The organism is Mucilaginibacter sp. P2_D11 (assembly GCF_056404435.1).
The window spans coordinates 28,553-47,950 of record NZ_JBFUEA010000018.1 but is presented as its reverse complement, the minus strand read 5'-3'; the positions used below and the strand labels follow the sequence as shown (position 1 = coordinate 47,950).

Below are 19,398 nucleotides of genomic sequence, written 5' to 3'. Positions count from 1 at the left end.
GCGATACTAAGTCCTTACGCCGAATAATGACTAACCCAATTTCTAAACAAATCACGATAGGCTTTAGCCCTACTTGTTTTATCTTCCGAATGAAAATATTCGTAAAAGTAATGAGGGTCATCTAACAGATTCCGTTCCGACCAGTGTGCAAAAGAAACGTACAGACTTCCATCGCCAATTTTGAATCCGTGGATAACCGGCAAATTATTATACTGTATAAGCTCTATCGTGGTAGAAATAGATTCCAGTAAGGCAGCCTTTTCGGAGATAAAATATTCGATTTGATCTTTTGCCGACTCTGCCTCCTTGATCCATTTTGACGGCATTATCTTATCATGGTCTTTTATAAATGAAGAATTGAGAATGAATAACCTTATTTTCCAATCACCTGGCCTCGCAGATGATATCCAAGCTTGTATATGCGGCCAGGCAGAATACATTGTTATACCGATCACATCCAGTGTCTTTTCCTTTTTGTGTTCAATTGCCCCTAAGATCGCATTCAAGCTCGGGTATACATGCAGAACACCATTTTCGATTATTTTAGAATTGCTTTCCTTATTAAACTTGTCTAATTTCTGTGAGAGTTCTCTTATATTACTTTTTACTTCGCTAATAATGGAGATCAACAAAGTGATTGTAATTGCAACTATGTCGAAAATTGTACTTTGATCGAAAATTTCATTTTTCTCCAGCCATTTTTTTATTGGGCCTATGGTCCACCCTATCAGGAAAATTGCTGCTAAGATAATCAGTGCGGTTTCAAAGTATCTCCAAACTTTCTTTATAATATATGTTATATCTAACTTCAATATTTTCATTTGATTTCAATTTATGGTTTCACCTTATTACAACACTTTTCCGTCGCCTGATCCAAACCGGTAACCAATACTCACCTCGTGGGTCGCATTACGGAAACTACCATCGTTCACTGAACCCGTACCGGTTTGGTAACTGTAAGCCAGATTTACATTATTGCCAAATAGGTAAGACAATATACCCGCCACCTCTTTTGTACTTCGGTAGTTTGCTCCAATGCCGAACTGGCTTTTAAAATAAATCGTTGCAGAAACATCGGTAAGGGAAGGCACGCCACGCGTATAACTGTACAGAAAAGCCGGTTTAAGTTTGATGTCTTCCGCAATATCAAACAGATAAGCCCCCGAAAAATACCAGGTATTGCGGTACCTGTTATTATTCACCGAAGCGGTCCCCAGGCTCCTGAAACTCAATCGCGGCAAAGACAGGCCTATATAATACCTGTCGGGGTTATAGAACAACACACCGAGCCCCACGGTGGGGCTGAATTGCCGTATATCTGTTGCGAACTTGGGGTCGGCGGCATCAAGTTGCGAATAGTTGGCTACATAATACTTGATGCCTCCGTTCAAAGAAGCGGCAAGGAAATTATCTTCTGATAGCTGCACCGATTTTGCGAAAAACACATTGATATCCGAAAGGCTTTCTATCGCCACTTTATCATTCATGACAATAAAGCCCAGCGAACTATTTATGTTTTCCATTTTGGCATCTCCATTGAAGACGAGCGAGGACGGTGCCCCATCGATACCTACCCACTGTTTACGACCCAGGAAATTAATAGAACTACTCTGTTTCACCACGGAATAGGCCGAGTTATACGGCGTAAGGTTGTTCATGTATTGCGTGAACGTGAACGACTGTTGCGCCCCCGCGTCATTCCCAAACAAAATGCTTAAAACTACAATTAATAAATACCTCAAGTGCTTACTTGTTATACGTTTATTTAATTCCATTTTCCGTTTCATTAATATTTCAAAATAAAATAACCGGCTTTTCTTTCCGCCTTCCCGTTAACCTGATAAACCAGCACATAGTAGTAGGTTCCCTGGGGCAGGCTATCCCCGTTTTTGTTTTTACCGTTAAATATCCGGGTACTATTGTCGTAATTATCAGTTTCAAAAACTTTAGAACCATTGCGGTTAACAATTACCATGTGGTTTGTGGGGAAATCAACAATTCCTTCGATAATGAGGAAATCGTTTATGCCATCGCCATCAATTGACACCGCAGGGCGTACTTTTACCAATGCGTTGCTTTCGTCGGTCACCCTAAAATCGCGTATGACATCCGATGCCGCCAGATAGTTCGCATTACCTCGCTGCATCGCCGTAACGCGTGCCGTGCCAATAGATACCGGCTGCAAGGAAAGGCCATTCAGCGTGGCCACCAGTTTATCCGATAAGGTAAGTTCAAGTGGTAGTCCCGAACTGGCCTTTACTTCCAACGTATAGGCATTACCCCGACGTTTCAACAACGGTATCTCGCTAAAGGTTATAGTTTGCTTTGCTTTATTCACAACAAGGTTTTGGGTAAGCACGGTGTTACCCCGGTAATTACTATTGCTTGCTATAACACCTGCTGTAATTATTGTTTCACCGGCACCTGTGATATGGGCTTTGTCGCCAACTATTGTGGCCACGTTTGTATTTGTGCTAGTATAACTAAGGGTTTCGTTGGAATTAACCGAGGCATTTAAGTTAAAATCAGGGTCTCCGTAGGTTTTAACGGGGAGCGCGTTAAACACTATCCCACGTTCCGCCGGGTTGATTGTTAAGATTCCCGAGCTATAGGTAATGTTGTAATTAGAAGAGGATGCGTTGTTTACGTTGATAGTGTATTTTTCTACGCTACTCAACAAAGTTGCGGTTGTTGTGAGTTGTGGCGCGGCATCCAGATCAGCAGACGTGTCGTTATTTACAAAGCCAGTAAACGTTGCTGTTAAAAGTGGGTTTGCGGTGTTGTACGCGCGTGTTTTATCATCAGCCTTAATGCTTAACGATGCTTTGTTGATTAATAGCAACTGTCCTACTTCAACGGCTGCGTTATAACCACCATTTCCGGCCTGTGCCGCTGTTATCGTAACCGATCCCGCTTTTAATATCCTAACCTCGTTAGCACCGACAACTGTAGCAATATCAGGATTGGACGATGTATAAACTATTGCCAAGCCAGAGGATGCCGAGCCAGTTAGATTGAATACCGGGTTACCATAGATTTTTACAGGTAAGGGCCCAAATGCAATAGATTGATTCGATTTATTGATGATAATACTGCCATCAGTAAATACAAAGCTGTAGTTCTCGGAAACCCCTCCCGACACTTTTACAGGATACGCCCCTGCGGGTGTAAGCGCGTCAACATCAGCAACCGCTACCGGCTTGGCATTGAGGCTTGTTTCATTATCTCCGTTTACGAAACCCGTATAGCTTAATACAAATAATGGATTTGCCGCACCATATTGCCGTTCGGCGGGAGCTGTAGTAACGGATAATGTGGCTTTGGCTATAAACAATTCCTGTTGAATGGCTGTCTTGCCATCAAACGCTGTTATGATAACCCGTCCGGCTTTTAAAATATGTACTTTGCCGGCATTAACCTCTATCACGCCAACAACATTCATTGAATATTGAATATCCCGACCTGATGCTGCACCGGTTTCAAAATCAGCATCCCCATATACCTTAGCCGGTAAAGCGGCAAAAGTTAGTGGCGGTACCAGTTTTTCTACTGTTAAAATACCGCTAACGTATTTAAAGGCATAGTTGGCTGATATACCGCCGTCTGCAGTTATAGGGTAAGTTCCGGGCAAAGATGCCTCGGTAGCACTGGTTATCGCAACAGGCTGGGCAGTAAACATCGTTGCATCGTCGCCATTAACAAAGCCGGTGTAGGCCAGCGTAAATACGGGGTTAGGATCACCCTGAACTTTTATTGCGTTATGGGGCGTTACCGTAAGCTCTTTTTTGCCTACTGTTAGCGTATCATTTACATAAACAAAGCTATACCAGTCAGAAGTGGCTCCCTGTGCTACAATGGGATAAATGCCTACAGCGCTCCGTTCATTGACGGTAGTGGCGACCGTGGCTGGCTGGCTTAATTTGTCGCTATCGTCGCCTGCCACAAAGCCACTGTAGCTTAGGGTGAACAAAGGATTGGCTTCGCCATAAACCTTTGTCGCGTTGTCCGCCTTAACCGTAAGCGGTGCTTTACCTACTACCAAAGCCTGTTCAACTGTGGTTTTGCCATCGCTTGCAGTAATGGTTACTTGGCCCGGTTTAATAATGTGAATTTTGTTTCCGTTAAGTTCGGTAACGCCGGCACCGTTCAACGTGTACGTTACAGCACCATGCCCGGAGGTGGCACCCAGCTCAAAATCAGCATCCCCATAAACTTTTGATGGCAGTGCAGCAAATACCAGCGGGTCTTCGGCTTTTATGACCGTTAACGTGCCGCTTACATATTGGAAACTATAATTGGCAGCAACAGCACCACCAACCGTTATGGGGTAAACGCCGGGTAACGAAGCTTGGGTGGCAAGGGTTTCCGCAATGGCAGGTGAAGTGAGCTTGGTGGCATCGTCGCCGTTTACAAAGCCGGCGTAAGCAAGGGTAAGTACGGGGTTAGCTTCGCCCTGATTTTTGCCTGCGTTGTTGGCCGTTACCATAAGCTCTTTTTTATCAATTGTGAGCGTACCATTTGCATAAAAATAACTATAAAACTCTGATGCTGCGCCCTCTGCGATTATGGGGTACGCGCCTGCGGAGCTTAACTCGTTTGCTAAAGTTGAGGCTGTTGCGGGCTGGGTTAATTTACCGGCATCGTCGCCTGCTACGAAGCCACTGTAACTTAAAGTGAACACAGGGTTGGCTTCGCCATAAACCTTAGTTGCATTATCCGCCTTAACCGTAAGCGGTGCTTTACCAATAACCAATTGCTGCCTGGCGGTAGTTTTACCGTCGCTGGCGGTGATGGTAACAGTGCCAGGTTTAATGATATGGACCTTATTGCCGGTTAACAATTCCACTACGCCTGGGCCGCTTAAAGTATAAGTTATCTCCCCATGGCCCGAGGTTGCGCCGGCAGCAAAATCAATATCGCCGTACAGTTTGGCAGGCAATGCAATAAACACCAGCGGGTCTTCGGGTTTTATAATGGTAAGTGTGCCATCAATATATTTAAAGCTGTAATTATCAGATGCGGCCCCGTTAGCGGTAATTGCATAGGTGCCCGGCCCGGATGCTTCGGATGCCGTTGTGGACGGTACCGGCATCGCAATCAGCCGCGACTCATCATCGCCGGGTACGAAGCCGCTATAGCTCAAGGAGAACGGCGGATTCGCTTCGCCCTGTATTTTCGCGGCATTGGCAACTGTAACGGTCAGCTCTTTTTTACCAATAGTGATGCTTCGTTTTACATCCTCAGCAGGTGCAAATACATCGTCTCCAGGCTGACTGGCCGTAATTTCCACTGTACCGGCTTTAACAATATGCAGTTTATTGCCTGCGGTTATGATGGCAACATCGGTATTAGCGCTTGAATAAATGATATCTAAGCCGGATGTAACGGTGGCAGTGAACGGCAGATCCGCATCGCCATAGGTAGCCGCATTTAATTCAGCAAAGGCGATGGTTTGGGCGGTACGGTTATCGTTCAGTATTACTTCCAGGTCCGCTTTTTCTTTAAGCGGCTCGGTGTTGCCCACCTGGTCGGTAGCGGTAACAAAAAACGAATACTTTATGCCCGGACTGCCGGTGTAAACGTATTTGGCCTCGGTTATGCCCGACTTTATTAACTGGTAGGTTCCTTTGTTTTCGGCCGCATATAGTGCATAGTCGCGCACACCGCTGCCACCGGTATCGTCAGTAGCGGTCCAGGTAAGGGTAATGTCCTGATTAAGGGTAGTGCTGCCGGTAATTTTGCTGGTGGGTGCTACTGCATCCACCACATTTTTCCAGGTGTTGGTATTCAGTATTTCCTCGGTATCAAAAATAATGGATGCGCTTTCGGAAAGCGTATCCAGTGTACGCGCCGACGACGAGGGCAATACGGTAAAGTTGACAAAGCCCTCCCCTTTGTGGCTGAGGCTGTCGTTCACGGGCAGGAATCCTTTATTAGCAGGCAGTGTAGAGGCCAGGCCGGTGGCCGGGTCGATGCTCTCAAATATCCAGAAGGCGCGGCGATTGGCGGCATCCAGCCCGGCAGTAACATCTACATACAGGCCAAGGCTATCGCGTAGATCGAGCCGGTTGGTGTATATGCTGGTATTGGCCGGCACGGTAAAAGTAAAGTTGCCGAAGCCAAAATCGCTCAAACGCAATGATGCCGGGTTTATCTTCGCATCGATAGGCGCATAAACCGTAACGCGCTGCGCAGGTGCCGTAGCAAACTCAGGGTCGTTCTCGAAGTAGATTTTATAAGGCAAAGTTTGCTTTACCGATACCATCCTCCGCAAACTATCGAAACCAGCTATGCCAACTATCTCGTTGGGGTCTTTGGGGACAATGATAGGGAATTTGATAACCTGTTTTTTTCCAGGAGGATTTGGGATTTTGTCGTCGGTACCTGGTGGTTTAGGGGGTGGACAATCCTTATAATTTGGATTATAATCATGGGGCAGCATATCGAACTTTCGATGCCTCCAGTAACCTTGTGACGGATCAACGTAATTATAAGATGGGCCTCCAACTTCTTCTGTATTTAAATATCTCTTCTCCTTCGTATCCCAAATTGCTTCAAATGATGATTCCGTACTCCCATCCATTTTAGTGTATTTTACATATCTAAAAGTGGCAAACGGTGATATAAAAGCATTCCAATAGGGACCTGTTGTCCTGTTTGGCTGATGATAAGCACTTTGAAACTGAGTCGATCTATTCCAACCCTCCAAATTATTATCCGCATCTGGCTCAGTTGCGGGATTTTGATTTTTGCAATTCCTATAAATATGTGCATCTGTTTGGGAAAAATCTTTAGCAAAATCACTGTCTGATGCGTAAAAGCCATCTGGATCATTGAAATTAACCGGGTTATTAAGTACATAATTATATCGGTTGATTGTTGCAGGATTAAACACTGCTCCTTTATCGAAATCTTTATTTAGAAAAACGCCCAATTTTGTATTGTATAACCTAGATCTACAATCATATAAATCAACATCCGCAATGTATAGCCTACCAGTAAACAATACTGTATTAGCTGTTGTTTCTGACGCTTTTAAAAGATTTCCATAGGCATCATATTGATACTCGTTATACATCTTACTATCGGATCCGGTCAACTCCATTGTTGAATTAACACCGTCTTTATGATAGAAATAATTTCCATGATCAGAAGTCATGCTTAACCAACTATCAATACCTATCGAGGTAGTGTAAATATTTTTAGTTTTATTGTCCTCTTTTAGCTCTCCTAAGATGTTTCCATTGTCATAAAGAATTTTAGTAATTGTGGCATCTTTCCTTTCAATCTTTTCACCAAAAGGGTCATATTTGTATTGTACGTTTTTTGCCTCTAATTGTACCTCTAACAGCCGGTTCTCGCCATCATATTTATAAACCCTTTTGATGGTATCGTTCTGTTGGATGGTGTTGCCATTGGCATCAAAAACAAAATTGCTTGAGCCGGCAGTTTGTACCTGATCGGCGCTGTTGTAGGTGTAGCCTGTTGTTATGCCATCTTTTACGCGCTGTGTACGGTTGCCCGTAGGGTCAATAATAAAGGTCTCGGTTTTGCCGTCGGCATATACCACGCCCGTTAAACGGTGCGATGCATCGTAGGTGTAAGTGTTCAGGCCGTGCTTATCCGTCATGGTTTTGCGGTTGCCGTACTTATCGAAAGTGTAATTGAAGAACGAAATCTTTTCCGTACTGTTCTTCCAGTTGATGAGTTCGTCCATCCGGCCGCCTTCGTCGTAATGATAGGTTGTGTATGTACCATTACCGTTTATTTGCTTGATGATGCGCCCTCCTGCATCGTATTTAAATTGTGTAGTTAGGTTGGCAGCGTTCTTCAGGGTTACCAGCCGGTTGTTACTGTCGTAGGTATAGATAGAAACACCGCCATCGTGGTCGGTCATGGTTTTGCGGTTACCCACGGCATCGTAAGTATAAGCAATGCTTTTGCCCCAGGTGGTAATGTTTTTCCGCAGCAGACGGTTCTGCTCGTCGTAATTAAAAGTGTAGGCAATATTATTGTTATAGGTGCTTACCAGGTTGCCCGCTTCGTCGTAAACATATTTATCGGTATTGCCGGGGTAGCTTTTCTCGGTCATGCGGTTCAGCGCATCGTACTGGTAATTAACGGTGTTGCCATTGGGGTCGCCGCGCATCACTAAATTGCCGCTCACGTCGTATTGGTAATTCACGCTTTTGCCAAGCGGGTCCGTTTCTTTCACCAACTGTTTTTTGTTATTGTAGCTGTAAGTGGTAATATGCCCGTTAGCATCGGTCATTTTTACCATATTGCTTTGCCCGTCGTAATCATACACCCAGGTACCTGCGCTAATGGTAACGGATATCAAACGGTTCAAACCGTCGTAACCATAGCGTTTTATATTGCCATTAGGGTCGGTTTCTTTTGTAATGTTGCCAACGCCATCATAATCGTACGAGGTGATGTTGCCCAGCGCATCCTTCACCGTTTTTTTACGGCCCATAGCGTCGTAGGTCATCTCCAGGGTGTTGCCGTTGGCATCGGTTATACTGCCAACATCGCAGCAGCTACCATTGTACTGGTATTGCACGGCGCCAACAGGGTACTGCACCTTAACAAGGTCGCCATCGCCATTGTATTGAAATGATGTTACGCTGCCATTGGCGTTGGTAGCGGTAAGTTTACGGCCGGCGGCATCGTAGGTGTAGCTTTCGGTAGCGCCGCCCGGCTTAGATAGTGTTTTTAAATTGCCTTTATTGTCGTAAGTAAAGGTGGTTACGTGGCCAAGCTTGTCTTTTATAGTTAGCGGTTTATTGTAAGCAGCATCGTAAGTATAGCTTACTACGTTACCCATAGGGTCAGTTTCCGAGAGCGGGTTACCGCTGCCATCATAAGTATAGCTCACCGTTTTCCCCGCAAAATCTCTAACCTGCAACAGGTTATTCGAAGCATCGTAAGTAAATTCCGATTTGTTATTGTCGGCATCTGTAAGGGCGATCAGCCGCCCACTCGCATCGAAGAAATACCCGTTGGTGATGCTGCCCGAAGCGCCTTTTTGAGTAACGAACGTTTTATGCAGTGAATCTAAAAATGTAAAGCGCTGCTCGGTATTACAACTGATGATCTGTTTCACCCTGCCGCTACCCGCCAGGTAATTGATGCCTACCGGGCTACCATTCTCATCGCTTATGCCGGTTAAAAAATGCCCTTTGTATACGAACGTTTTTTTATTCCCCAGCGGATCGGTAACGCCGGTAAGGTCGCGGTCTTTATTATAAGTGTAGCTATACTTTTTTTCAGGATTAGCTTCGTCTTTTGCCTCCTTTAGCTGGCTATTTTCCCATACCAGTAGCAGGCTGTGCCCGGTGGAGTTCTTTACACGCGAAGGGTTACCGCCGTCATAATCAATACTAATAAAATTACCATTGGCATCTTCCATGCGGGTTAGCTTTTTATGCGTAGTATCAGCAAATACCTGCAACTGCCCGTCTTTAGATCTGAGGGTGTACACCAGTCCATTTTTGGTGAGCACATCAAATACCCCCGCAGGCGAAAGGTATTTTCCGTTTTTCAGTACAAATACATCTTTCCTGGCATCAGCGTGTTGTATGATAACGGTGTCTTTCCGCACCTTGTAGAAACTGTTGTAATAAAACGACCAGCCGTGCCCGTAACCGTAATTGAGTGTATCCTGCGCGGCATTGTAATAAAACGTTTGGTAAACACGGTAGCCCGTACCGCGCAGGCTTTGCTCGTTGCGCTGGTAAAACAGGTTACCCGTAAGGCTGTTCACGGCCAGTCCCTGTGGTGCAGGGATATTAGGCTTTGGTGTATTTTGTGCTTTAACGCCCAGCGATAATACTGCACAAAAAATGAAAGTGGTGATAAGGTTTTTCATGATAGGCATTACTGGGTTATTTCGAAAGACATTGGTGCGATAGAATAGGTGTACACATTGATGAAACCCGAACTACCGGCCCTCAATATGCCCGGCGGCCCGTCCTCTTCTTTAAACTCGAGGAAAAGTTCTTTCAATTCTTTGGCAAAATCGGGCGTAAAACTCAGCGGAGCGCCTTCCAGGCTTAACAGTACGCGCGCCTGCACCGGTATATCCACATTGCCCCCGTTTACGTAGGCGATGGTCATCTTGAACTTTTGGTTTCGCCTAACCGATTCGGGGTGGATAACGTTCACCTCCACGGCTTCGTCGAACCCTATATTCTGTATCTTACAACTGAACAATTGCGAAGCGCCCGCCGAGCCACCCGGCGTTCCGGTTACCACCTCGAACCCGTTGGTAAGCTGCACAGGCGGAACACCTGCCTTTTCGGCCACTACGGTATACTTGCCAACCGGTGCCTTGTTCAGATCAAAGGTTACGAACATTTTGGTAGCATCAACATAATAAACCAATGAAGCGACATACGTTGACGGCCCGGTGAGCTTAACGACCATCCCTTCTTCGAAACGGGCACCTGTGAGCTTTACGGTTACCTGCCCTGTGTTTCCGCCCTTTGAGGCATCAACAGCCGTAATACCAAAAGGAATGATTTTAGCCAGCAGGCTTATGGTTTGCTGCTCGGTGGCTACATCGGTCCCCAATACGGTGATGTAATAGGTCCCGGTTTTTAATGCCGGCACTACCAGTTCCTGGTTGGCCTTAAAGGGCAAATTGGCAGTAAAATCGAAACGGTTAGGAGTCGGTATACTATCTTTCCTGATAAAAATGCGGTTAACAGCATTGTTTACCGAATCGCCCAGAAGTTTGATAGAGAGCGTTTCGCCGGCCAGCGTTGCAGGCACCTCGAAACGGTAATACAGTGGCGTAGTTTTAGTAAGCACATTACCTGCCTGTATATTAAGCTGCAGTTCTTTTACGCTAACTGCCATTTTGGTGACTGATGCCGACAGGTTATTATCGTCGTTTTGCTCGAGGATGTTGTTCTGCACATCGGTTTTCACCAATACATAATACTCACCCAGCGAAAGCCCCGTGATAGGTTTGTTCAGCGAGTGGCCGGCACTGGTGGCGGGAGGCAGGTATATATAATTATCCAGCGTGCCGAAAAGCACATCGCCGGCATCGAGCAGGGTATCTTTTGATAGATACACAGCTTCCTTTAAATAGCCCTGCCCTATATTGGCACCGTTGTTCACCAATGTCCAATTAACGGTGAGCGTATCGCCCGCAAAGCGCGTTCCGGGAGGGATACTTATATTTTTCACCACTAAGTCGCTCGGTTGCTGTTGTTTTATGAATAAGCCTGCGCTTGCCTGGTTGTTATTCTCCCTATCTTTTTCGTAAACGTTGTTCGCTGCGTCGGTTTTTAGCAGCAATAAATAATTGCCCGAGCTGCCTGCGGGTAGCAGCACGCTGCTTTTTACTTCATAACTAGCGCCTGCGGCAAGCGTTCCGCTGTGCGGGAATACCGCAAGCAATGTGCCGTCGTTAATGTTAGTACTTGTAGAGAGGTATATATGGTCTGTCCAGGCATTTGCAGCGGTGCTGCCGGTGCCATTGTTTTTGATAACAAAACTAACATCTAGTGGTTGCGAGGCCGTGCCCTGGTTACTGACGGTAAAGCTTGCCGGTGCCAGGTCGGGCGGTGGAGGCACTACAATTTCTACCGGGCCACCAGAGCCTTTGCTTAGCGGCAGGTTGTTATTGCCCAAATTGGGATCGTTATTGAGATTATCTTTATCGGTCACCACCAGCAAATAGATTGAGCTACCGGCATCCTGCGGAATGATTACGCTTGCCATTTGGGTATAGGAGGTACCCGCGGCAAGCGGCTGGTTTATGTTAACGAGCGTCAATAATTTGTCGCCAGAATCGAACACCGCGTTGTTGCTCAAATAGATGGCATCGCGCCAACCCGATACTATGGTAGCATTAGCACTGGTGTTACGCACCGTCCAGGTTACAGATGCCTGCTGCCCGGCCGTTATTACCATGCTAATAGGCTCTCCGGATACTACCGCAAGGTCGATAGGTAGTTGCGAGATAATCTGTATAACGCCGCCGGCCAAAGCATTATTGGCAATGCTGTTATTTTCAAAAACGCCCTTATCATAATTACTTTTTACAACAAGGTAGTAATTGCCGGTGGATAGGTTAACCGGCAGTTGCAACCTTAATTGCTGTGTAAATGTTTCGCCGGCGCCAAGGCTGCGGTTTTGCGCAACACTGCCCAGGAAGATGAGCCCGGCATCGTTAACATTATCTGAAGGCGATAGGTAAATATTATCCGTCCATCGCTTCTGATCAATAGCACCGCCACCCGTGTTGGTAACAAGATATTTTGCGGACAGTATAGTACCGGCAGTGTCAGTGGCAGCAGTAGAAACAGATGCTACCCTAAGGTCGGGCCATGGCGACAGGTTGATATTTATGGGACTTGAAATAACGTTGTTATTCCTGTTTTTTTCATACAAACCACCGTTAGCATTGGTAACCAGCAATATATAATATTTGCCCGATACGCCTACAGGCAGGCTCACGCCGGTTTGTTTTTGATAACTTCCACCGGGCGCCATTAAGTTATTAACCTGAATATCGGCCAGCAAAACATCGGTATTAACATCAAGTGTTTCATCAGCAGAAAGGTACAGCCTGTCTGTCCAGTTAGCATCATATACAGTAGCGCGGCTATTGTTTTTAACCGCCCATTGAATGGTGATTTTTTCTTCGGAATTAGCAGTGGCGGGCACCGTTAGCGAAGCGGGCACCAGATCGGGGTTAACGATACGGATGGGTGAAGAGGCTGCCGAAAAATTATCCCCTTCATCGTTGCCTTCATCAATATAATTGTAACTATCAGCCTTTACATAAAGGTAGTAAGTACCTTCCTGTAAATCGTATGGTATTGTTACCGCTGCCGAACGTTGGTAACTATCCAGCGAAGACAACACCGGCTCTCTGCTGTACCCACCGATGGATCGCAAGCTACCGGAATTTAAAACCGGCGAAGTAGACAAATACACTTCGTCCCACCAATTGCCCGCAGCATCCACTGCTCCATCGTTGTTAACCGTCCATCGCAGGTTAATGGGCTGGTTATTTGCTGCACTATCCTGCGCGAGAGAGAGCGAAGAAACAACAAGGTTTGGCGAAGGCCTGGTAATAACCGTTAGCGCAAGGGTTGAGGTGATATTATTAGCCTCTTTGTCATATTCAAAAACCTGGCTAAACCTGTCGATGGTTAAATTAACATAATACGTACCGCTAATATGATTGGGCAACTTAACTTTTTGCGAAAATGTATAACTATTGCCGGCTGCCAGTAATTCGTTATGATAATTGCCCATTAATACGGCATCGCTATTTTGGACTACACCGGCTTCGTTACTCAACACCGCCTGATCATACCAGTACGGCGCGGTGGTTGGGCCTTTGCCTTCGTTTTTAACGGTGTAGGTGATAGTGGCGGTATCGCCCGAGAAGATGGTCAGCGGCGATACGGTAAGCGCGGTGACCTGCAGGTCGGGCGGTGGCGTAAGCGTTATATTGATGGGTGCACTTGCCAGCTCATTATTATTAAACTGCGTTTCCGTTACCTGCCTGGAAACATTGGTTTGAACGATAACATAGTAAACGCCCTGGATACCCTGCGGCACCATGAAAGACAGTTTCTCGGTCTCGTAGTTTTGCCCGGCGTTCAAGGCACTAAAATTAGAAGGTGTTGCAATACTGTAAATCTGCGAAGCCGACGCCAGGTTGGGTTGATCGGCGAGATAGGCGACATCGTACCATCTTGTAGCAGCGGTGCTGCCGCTGCCCTGGTTCTTCACTTTCCAGCTCACTTCTATTGGCGTTTCAGTATTTGCTTTTACCGGCACGTTAACGCTTTGCACGATCAGATCGGGCAACTGGCGGATAGAAAATGTACTTGTGGTACTTGCGGCTCTGCAACCCGCCCTGCGCGCAACCACCCTCCAATTGTACTTGTTACCGTAAATAAGTATGCCGTTAACCAATGCGGTTATTTGTTCTGTATTCGCAACAACAGGTTGCAGGGGTTCAGCATCTCCGTCTTTCCAAAGGTAAACGTCGTAGGCGGTAGCCCCGTTTACAGCACCCCACGATAAAGTGACCGGGATATCCAAATTTTGCGCGCCGGGCCCCGGTAACAGGTTGGCTGGCGCCAATAATTCAGGCAGGTGCTCTATAGTTATATGCAGCGTATCGTTCTCTTTACGCCCGTCGGCAAGCAGCGTATAGGCGGTAATGGCATACATGCCGGTGGCTGATAAATCAACCGTTTTGCTAAAACTGTAGTCGATGTATTTACCGGGTAGCAGTGAGATACCGGAAACTGTTTCGGATACCACTACGCCCTTTATATTATAAGCCACGGAAAAATTCTGCTGCGGCAAATTCCCAAAGTTGAAAATGCGCACCTTAACCGTATCGGCTGCGGTATGGTTACAGTCGGTTATTGGCGCTACAATGGCAGTGATACCAATATCATTGTCTTCTACAGAGGGCTTGCTTCGGTAAGGGTCAATAAGCACTCTATCAGAAACCTGGTTGCCTTTGCCTTCCGGGTTAACTGTGGCGTGAAAAGGACCAGTTGGTGTTCCCCAGTAATTATTACGGGCATCTACCGTATCGGCCGAATCGTAATAGGTATCGTTCAGAATACCATAGTCGGTATTACCGTATATATTGGAATTGGTAATTACCGGGCTACCCAGCCCAACATGTATCCCTATCTTGTTGTTAAAAAAGCTGGAGTTGGTAATGACAGGTTTGGCGTTCGCAGCAAAATAGAGTCCATCGTTGGGCGAATTGGAAATGGATATATTCGAGGCCGAAAAATTTGGCGTATACACTATTACGGAGGGTTGCGAAAAATAATTGCTATTCCCCAGCTTATCTATTTCTACAAAATTGAGCGCAACTGTACTTGTATTATAAAAGTACAACCTATTAAAGGCATACGCCTCGTTACTTCCTGATTTGTAGAATTTAATTGGTGAAGCCTTTGTGCCTATCGCATTCAGGGTACCGCTAATGGTAATGTCACCATAATCACCATAGTCGATTACTACACCTGCTTCAATATTCAACACATAGTTTTGAAGGATATTTACCGAACCACGAAGCCTATAATGCGAGTTCTCGCCCGGATAAGGCAGTAGCGCGTTAGCATAAATGCTACCGCTATTGATGGCAATAAGGGCGTTTTTGTTATTCAGAATACCACCACAACTGGTTATGGATGCTAAAATATCTGCCGGATTATTTACAAAATCCATTTGGGTTATGGATGGCGAAACGTTATCAGCTACCGTGATGCCGGTTTCACCACTATTGGTTACGCTGCTATTGCTTATAGTAACCGACGAGGAGTTAATATTGATGGCTGAGAGGTAGTAGCCTTTGTCGCCCCAGTTATCTACGATGACGTTTTTTAACACCGAATTGGTAGATGCAGATTGAAATACAAGGTTTCCGCAGTGGGTAAACTGCGGGTTATCGAAGTCGGCAAAACCCTTGAATTTGATCGGTTCGGCAGGCGTGCCGATAGCTGTTAGCGTACCCGAAACACTTATCTGGTCGTAATATTTCCTGGAACGGATCTCGACGCCCGGTGCGATGGATACGGCCACGCTTTGGGGGATAGTAAATCCTCCCTGCAATACATAATAAGAACCCGGGCCGGGTTTAGGAATGGAAAGAGCGGTTGAGATGGTTTCCTGATTAAGGTAAATGCCGGCATTTTTTAAATTGGAGACAGCTGCCAGACCCGAAGGGTAAACCACTACATCGCGGGGATTAGCGGCAAAAGACACCTCGCTTAGCACCGGGGTTATAGCATGACCAATGTTTATACCTATATCGCCACTGAAGCGTACATTACTATTGTTAATAGTTACCGAAGAACTGTTAACGCTTACAGCAGTACCGTAATACTGCGAATCGCCCCAGTTATATATACTTGTAAAATTGAGTTCCGAATTTTTACTACTTTGCTCAAAAGAAATGTTGCCGCCTTTATTCGTCAGTGGCGCATCTTCGCCAGGCATGCCTATAAATTTAACCGAATCGGCTGCTGTACCTTGCGCTTTTAGGGTGCCGTACACCCTAATGTAGTCGTAAATATTCTGGGAATTTATAGTTACACCGGGAGCGATAGTAAAGTCGACATCTTCTGCAACAGTAAAACCGCCCTGCAATATGTAGCTGGAATTTTTTCCGGGTTTAGTGAGTGTATCGGCCTTGTATATCGTTTCCTGCCTAAGATACACGTTTACATTATCGCAATCTTTTATACCATCTGCGCTTGAGGGATATGCCTGAATATCTTTTTCGTTAGACGCAAATTTAAGAGCCGAGATCTGAGGTTTTGCAGAGGAGAGGATATCGACACCTACATCCGTACCTGTGATAGTACTTTTAGTTAATACAGCACCGGCGCCGGCGCCGCTACGAAAGTAGACACCCACAGAACCACTGTTTTGTACTACGGCATTGCTAATGTTAACCCCGGCTGCATCTACGTCGATGGAGTGGCCATAATAATTCCTATCGCCCCATTTATCCATAAAAATGTATTGTAATTCAGAATCGTGGCTACCGCTTTCGAAGGAAATGTAACCGCCATTGGTAACACCGGGGTTATTGATATTTTTAAAGCCAAGAAATTTGATAGAATCGGTAGCGGTGCCTTTGGCGATAAGCGTGCCCTGTACTACAAAGCGGTCAGAATAATCGTACGAGCGTACTTCTACCCCGGGGCTAACGGTTAGTTTAGCACCGGGCGAAATAGTGTATGCGCCCAGCATCACGTAATAGGAGCCGGCTCCTGGCCGGGGCAATGTATCGTTACCGCCTAAGTATTCGCTATTTAAATAAACAGCGATATTTTTAAGGTTAGTAATACCCGATGCACTTGAAATATAGGTTACCACAGGCTTCGGCGTGCCTGATATATTTAGGTTGCTCAATACCGGAGATACGGATTGCCCTACAGAAATCCCCCCATCGCGGGCGTTGACTATACTGTTATCTGAAAATATCACCTTATTAGTTGCATTGCTTTCTATGTACACCGCCACGCGTCCGCTGTTGCGTATGCTACTATGGGTAACGCTTAGCGAGGCGGCCCGCGTTATTATTGCTATGCCGTAGTTATTTACATCGCCCCAATTATCTATCGCAACATATTGCAGTTCGGAGTTTTCGCTGGTGGCATCAAAAAGCAGGTTTCCGCCGGCTTGAGAATAGGTGTAATTCGGGTCGGGGTAGCCTATGAACCTGATGGAATCGGTAGCGGTGCCTTTGGCGATAAGCGTGCCGGCAACGGTTATCCTGTCGCTGTAGTTATATGACCTGATGGTTACACCGGGCGAAATGGTGAGCGTTATACCGGCAGGAATCGTAAAACCTGCATCTAAAACATAGTAGGAACCCGTACCGGCTTTAGGAAGTACTGTATTTGCAGGTAACGATTCGTTATTCAAATATATCGCCGTGTTGTTTAGGTCGGTAATACCCGATGCACTTGAAATATAGGTTACCACAGGCTTCGGCGTGCCTGATATATTTAGGTTGCTCAATACCGGAGATACGGATTGCCCTACAGAAATCCCCCCATCGCGGGCGTTGACTATACTGTTATCTGAAAATATTACCTTATTAGTAGCATTGCTTTCTATGTACACCGCCACGCGCCCGCTGTTGCGTATGCTACTATGGGTAACACTTAGTGAGGCGGCCCGCGTTATTAATGCTATGCCGTAGTTATTTATATCGCCCCAGTTATCCATTGAAACATACTGCATTTCGGAGTTTTCGCTGGTGGCATCAAAATACAAATTGCCGCCGGCTTGAGAATAGGTGTAATTCGGGTCGGGGTAGCCTATGAACCTGATGGAATCAGTAGCGGTACCTTTGGCGATAAGCGTGCCGGCAACGGTTATCCTGTCGCTGTAGTTGTACGATTTGATGCTTACACCGGGCGAAATCGTGAGCTTTGCGCCCTGTGAAATGGTAAACCCTCCCTGCAAAACATAGTAGGACCCATTACCGGGCTTAGGGAGTACACCCGCACCTGTAAGGTAGTCATTGGTGAGGTATATACCAATATTATTTAGCCCGGCCAACCCGGCCGTGCCTGAAAACCCCGTTTGGATAGGTTTTGTAGTGGCAAAAAATTCGACATCCGATAAAACCGGCGACTGGCCCGACTGGATATCGATGCCCACCTCACCTACATGCTGTATCCTGATATTGTTGATTATCACACCGGAACCTGCATTTTGCCCGATACTAATGGCCGTGGTCTTAACATTTCGGACAGCGCTGTTGGTAATACTTAGCGTAGCGGTATAAGAACTCAAGGCGATCGCGTAATAACTATCTCCCCAATTATCTATCGCCACGTACTGAAGCACAGAATTTGAACTTTCTTCGGCGAAGTTTATCGTTCCACCGCGTTCGGAATAAGTATTTACAGGATTTGGGAAACCGATAAATCTGACGGAATCAGTAACGGTGCCCCTGGCGATGAGTGTACCTAAAACATCGATACGGTCCTGGTAACTATAAGACCTTATCTCAACTCCCGGCCTTATTGTTAATGTAGTATTTTTCGATACTACAAAATTTTGCGGAATAACATAATAAGATCCGATCCCCACTTTAGGAATGGTACTTGACTGTGGAGAGGTCTCGTTGTCGAGGTATACAGCAATGTTATCGCAACCGGTAATACCACCCAGGCTTGAAGGGTAGGCTTTGATGGGAAAAGGGGTAGTACTGAATTTGACTGCCGATATCTGCGGCGACTGCGACGTGCCAATCTTGATCCCAATCCCGGCAGAACCGAAAAATTGGGTATTATGAATAACGAACTGACTGCCCGCGTTACCGGTAATATCTATAGCAATATTACCGCTGTTACGCATAACTGCGTCGCTGATGCTTAACGAAGCCGTGTTGGAACTGATAGCACCTTGATAATAGTAGCCAAAATGATCTATCGCTACATATTTTAATACCGAATTAACACTTTCTGAAGCGAAAACAATATTACCGCCGGCGGTTTTATCATTAGCAAACCCAATAAAGCGTATCGAATCGATCAGGGTTCCTTTTGCGATCAAGGTTCCGTTTACGACCATTTGATCGTAGATGGCCATTGAACGCACTTCCACGCCCGGCTCGATAGTTAGTGTGCTCCCGGCTTCAACGATAATGCTTCCTGTTAAAATATATGGGCTTCCTGCCTTTACCCAAGTGCCACTTTGCGACCCGGAGACGGGAGTTTCGCCGTGCGCACAAAGCGTAAATAGCGAAAAAATGGCAACTAAAAACAGCTGGATCTTGCGTGATAAAGGCATAACATTGAGTGCGATAAGGTTGCCACAATTTATTATTAAATATTATAAATTGCAAGAAAAATATGATTTAATAGG

At 45.9% G+C, this 19,398-nt stretch carries 4 protein-coding genes; all 4 read right to left on the bottom strand.

Going from position 1 to position 19,398, the window contains the following annotated elements:
- Positions 1-14: 14 nt before the first annotated feature.
- Genes AC1DXC_RS23345 through AC1DXC_RS23330 form a run of 4 tightly spaced genes read right to left on the bottom strand, consistent with a single transcriptional unit; the run spans position 15 to position 19,323 of the window.
- The gene (locus tag AC1DXC_RS23345) at positions 15-821 is read right to left on the bottom strand and encodes a hypothetical protein (protein ID WP_477461586.1); all 807 of its coding nucleotides are present in this window, start codon (positions 819-821) and stop codon (positions 15-17) included.
- A gap of 27 nt (positions 822-848) precedes the next feature.
- Positions 849-1,742, bottom strand: a complete 894-nt coding sequence (locus AC1DXC_RS23340) for a PorP/SprF family type IX secretion system membrane protein (RefSeq protein ID WP_477461585.1) — start codon at positions 1,740-1,742, stop codon at positions 849-851.
- Between the two features lie 44 nt (positions 1,743-1,786).
- On the bottom strand, positions 1,787-9,871 hold the full coding sequence (locus tag AC1DXC_RS23335) for an MBG domain-containing protein (protein ID WP_477461584.1): 8,085 nt from the start codon (positions 9,869-9,871) through the stop codon (positions 1,787-1,789).
- Between the two features lie 8 nt (positions 9,872-9,879).
- On the bottom strand, positions 9,880-19,323 hold the full coding sequence (locus tag AC1DXC_RS23330; protein ID WP_477461583.1) for a CARDB domain-containing protein: 9,444 nt from the start codon (positions 19,321-19,323) through the stop codon (positions 9,880-9,882).
- Positions 19,324-19,398: the final 75 nt, after the last annotated feature.